Raw genomic sequence first — 3,718 nt, 5'->3', positions numbered from 1 at the left:
AAATTATATTAATAATGAACTCATTACGGATAATGAGTAATTTATTACACTGATTATCAATGATTTTTAAATAATGTATAAGTTTTTCTTTTCATCCATCCTTTAATGATTAACTCATTAAGAAATGAGGCTTTTCAGATAGATTTTTCATTTATTGCATAAGTCATGGAATTGATATTATTCTTTGTTAATCTATTCGCTGGAAATACCAACCGGCGATTTAATTGATGGGTGGCACAACACGATGCTAGATAACGCCTTTGTGGCTTTTTTGAGATCCGCTTTAGCCGTAAGAATTTTGCTCTCCATTCTGGTGATTGTTGATGGGGGCTTAATCTTAAAACCGGTGCTGAGTGCTTACACAGACTATATCGATTGGCGCCAAAGTGGATTTACTGAATGGCTAAAATCCCTCGGATTTATGAAATTATTGGATATCCCGCGCTTTTTATTAGGGATCGCGTTGATATTTTTATCGCTATTTATGATTAACGGTGCGCGTATAGCTTGGGTTTTTGCACTATTGCTACTGGCGATTATCGCGTTTGTAGATTTGCGGATCGCTGTAGACCACGTAAGACAGGGATATTTCTCGTTTGGTTTGCTGGTTGCATTAACGCTGTTTTGGAAGCTTTACCCTCGACATAGTATCAGTAGCGCGGGTTTTGTTGCGCTTACCTGTATTATTTCATTATTGATCTACTCCATTTTCGGTACGCTGTATATTGGTGATGAATTCTCGCCAGTTGTGAAAGATGGCACCACGGCATTCTATTTTGCGCTTGTTTGCATGACGACGGTGGGGTTTGGCGATATTGTTCCCGTGACAATAGATGCCCGTGTATTTACGGTCACCGTGATTATTTTAGGGATCACTATTTTTACTACTTCCGTGGTGTATGTGGTGGGTGTATTAGCGAAAGGAACGAAAGAGATTGTTCGTAAGAGGTTTTCATATATGAAAAATCATTATGTTGTCATTGGTAGCACACCGATGGCCGTTAATATCTACCAAGCGCTGAAAAAGCGGGAACTTCCTGTCGCAGTCATTTGTCAAGATAGCCACCGTAGCCACTACCCTGAAAAAGACAATATTGTCACGGGGGACCCGACGGATTCTGCCTTATTGGCAGAGGCAAATGTGAAGCAGGCTAAATGTGTGCTTATCATGACCGATAGTGACTCTTTGAGTACGTTTGCCTTGCTGGGAGTGAAAGAACAATCAGGCAGCAAAGGTGAGGCGAAAACGGTGGTATTAGTTAACCAAGAGTCAAATATGGATAAAATCCGTTTGTTGCATCCTGATATGCTATTTTCGCTCTCTTCTCTTGGCTCAGAAGTTTTGATGCAAGTGCTTTGCGGTGAAACAATTTCTAATGACAGCATTAGTGATATGCTGCTGAGCAAAGTCACCAAAAGCTAGCGATTTCACGGATGTTAAAAGGAACTCAGCCCCATGTTAAGTGCGGATAAAATTACTTGCCACCGACAAAATAGAACGTTATTCCGGCAACTGGATTTCTCCGTTTTACCGAGTCAAATTTTGCAGGTGGAAGGTCCGAATGGGGCAGGGAAAACGACCCTGTTACGCATGATGGCTGGGTTATTAAAGCCAGACGAAGGAACGATTCTATGGCAGCAACAATCGATTGAAAAACTAAAGGAAGAGTTTACTCGTCATCTATTGTATCTGGGGCATAAACCCGCCGTAAAATCATTGCTGACACCTTATGAAAATCTGAAATTTTATTATCAAATGTACCACCATGAGCCAGAAGGGGACAAAATCTGGTCTGCATTAGAAGAGGTCTCTTTGATGGGATATGAAGATATTCCGGTGGGGCAGCTTTCGGCAGGACAGCAGCGTCGGGTCAATCTTGCTCGCCTATGGCTAAGTGAAGCGCCGTTGTGGATTTTGGATGAACCATTTACGGCTATTGATGTAGCAGGTGTTAATCGTTTAACTGAGCGTTTTCATCAACATGCCCAGCAAGGCGGTATGATTTTGTTTACGTCGCACCAAGCGATGACAGGGCATTTTGGTACGTTAAAACTGACAGGCGGGTATGAGTGATGTTTTGGTTATTAATAAAAAGAGAGCTCAAAATTGCGTTTCGCAGTTTCTCTGAACTCGTCAACCCACTGTGGTTTTTTTTGATTGTCATTACGTTATTCCCGTTGAGTATCGGACCTGAGCCTCAATTGTTGGCGCGGATTTCCGTCGGGATTTTCTGGGTTGCGGCAATTTTATCATCACTGCTTTCGTTAGAACGCTTATTTAAAGATGACTATTTGGATGGCTCTCTCGAACAATTGCTATTAGCGCCTCACCCACTGTTTATGACTGTGTTGGCTAAGGTGATCTCCCACTGGTTAGTCACGGGATTACCGTTGGTACTGCTTTCTCCTGTGGCGGCGGTCATGTTATCGATTAATAGCGAAACATTGCTAGTGCTAGCGGGCACGTTATTATTGGGTACGCCAGTATTAAGTTTCATTGGGGCGATTGGCGCTGCGTTGACGGTATCACTGAAGAAAGGCGGCGTTCTGGTCAGCTTATTAGTATTACCGTTGTATATTCCGGTTCTGATTTACGCCACAGGGACAATGGAAGCACACAGTTTTAATATGCAGCTTGGAGGCTATTTTGCCATTCTAGGGGCATTGTTTGCGGCAAGTATTACGTTCTCTCCACTGGCGATTGCGGCGGCGCTAAAGATTAACGTAAGTAATAGTTAGGGAGGAACCTTGTTAATTTAGCTGATATAGTCAAAGCGTATTCTATCTGGCAAAAGGAAAATTATCATGTCCGCGGTTCCCCTGATCAGTAGTGAGAACTTTAGCCGATTGTTATCTGACCCAATGCAATCGAGTGGGCAATGGGCATTAATCTATTTTTCTGCGTCTTGGTGCCAGCCTTGTCAAACAATGAAGCCTATCTATTTACAATTAGCAGACTACTTTTCTGATAATGGCGGTTCGCATTTTGGTGGGAGTGTACATTTTGGAATAGTGGATATCGCCCAATCTCCGACAATAGCCCCGCAATACGGAATTAAATCTGTTCCTTCTATTGCGCTTTTTCATGATGCTCGTTTGGTGGATTTGATAGCCGGGGAATATCAACTTTCTTCACTGATTGCGAAAATAGAAAATAAGCTGTTATGTTCACATTAATCTTTGAAGGATTCGTTATTGGCTGCCTATTAGGATTAACGGGGGCTGGTGGGGGTATTTTGGCGGTCCCCGCTTTAATGACCTCTCAAGGCTGGGATGTAGCGCAGGCAGCTCCTGTAGGCTTATTAGCGATAACGTTAGCTGCATTTGTTGGTGTTATTCAAGGGCTGATTCAGCAGCATATTCGTTATAAAGCTGCCATATGGATTGCATTGATTAGCATACCAGCGGCTAAATATGGCATTTATTTAGCTCAAATTATTTCACCCCAATGGCTGATTTTTGCCTTTAGCATTGTGATGTTTATTGTTGCATATCGTATTGTTTTTAATAAGGTTATCGATATTGATGATGCACCCTGTAAAATCAATCAGCAAACTGGAAAATTTATTTGGAATATACAAACGGCATCTATACTGGGTGGAATAGGTTTGGTTGCAGGATTGCTGACGGGCTTATTAGGTGTCGGGGGCGGGTTTATTATTGTGCCTGCCATGAGAAAATTCACTAATTTAAATCTTAAAAGCATTATTGCTACTTC

At 42.1% G+C, this 3,718-nt stretch carries 5 protein-coding genes; all 5 read left to right on the top strand.

Features of this window, described 5'->3' with window-relative positions; all coding sequences use genetic code 11:
- Window positions 1–244 precede the first annotated feature (244 nt).
- The gene (locus PSF16_RS16885; RefSeq protein ID WP_006657327.1) at window positions 245–1,423 is read left to right on the top strand and encodes an NAD-binding protein; all 1,179 of its coding nucleotides are present in this window, start codon (window positions 245–247) and stop codon (window positions 1,421–1,423) included.
- A 33-nt stretch (window positions 1,424–1,456) separates the two neighbouring features.
- Window positions 1,457–2,074 carry a cytochrome c biogenesis heme-transporting ATPase CcmA gene (ccmA, locus tag PSF16_RS16880; RefSeq protein WP_112860819.1) on the top strand — a complete coding sequence of 206 codons (618 nt, stop codon included), beginning with the start codon at window positions 1,457–1,459 and terminating at the stop codon, window positions 2,072–2,074.
- On the top strand, window positions 2,074–2,739 hold the full coding sequence (ccmB, locus tag PSF16_RS16875) for a heme exporter protein CcmB (RefSeq protein ID WP_006657329.1): 666 nt from the start codon (window positions 2,074–2,076) through the stop codon (window positions 2,737–2,739). Before ccmA ends, ccmB begins: the two co-directional genes overlap by 1 nt.
- Before the next feature lie 66 nt (window positions 2,740–2,805).
- The gene (locus tag PSF16_RS16870) at window positions 2,806–3,177 is read left to right on the top strand and encodes a thioredoxin family protein (RefSeq protein WP_006662714.1); all 372 of its coding nucleotides are present in this window, start codon (window positions 2,806–2,808) and stop codon (window positions 3,175–3,177) included.
- The coding region (locus PSF16_RS16865; protein ID WP_272689749.1) for a sulfite exporter TauE/SafE family protein at window positions 3,165–3,718 on the top strand (554 nt) is incomplete at its 3' end. The genes PSF16_RS16870 and PSF16_RS16865, both read left to right, overlap by 13 nt.

It is taken from the genome of Providencia sp. PROV033 (assembly GCF_028484855.1).
In the GTDB taxonomy this organism is placed as follows: Bacteria; Pseudomonadota; Gammaproteobacteria; order Enterobacterales; family Enterobacteriaceae; genus Providencia; species Providencia alcalifaciens.
Note: the sequence above shows the minus strand (reverse complement) of the source record. Positions and strands in the feature narration are given on the sequence as shown.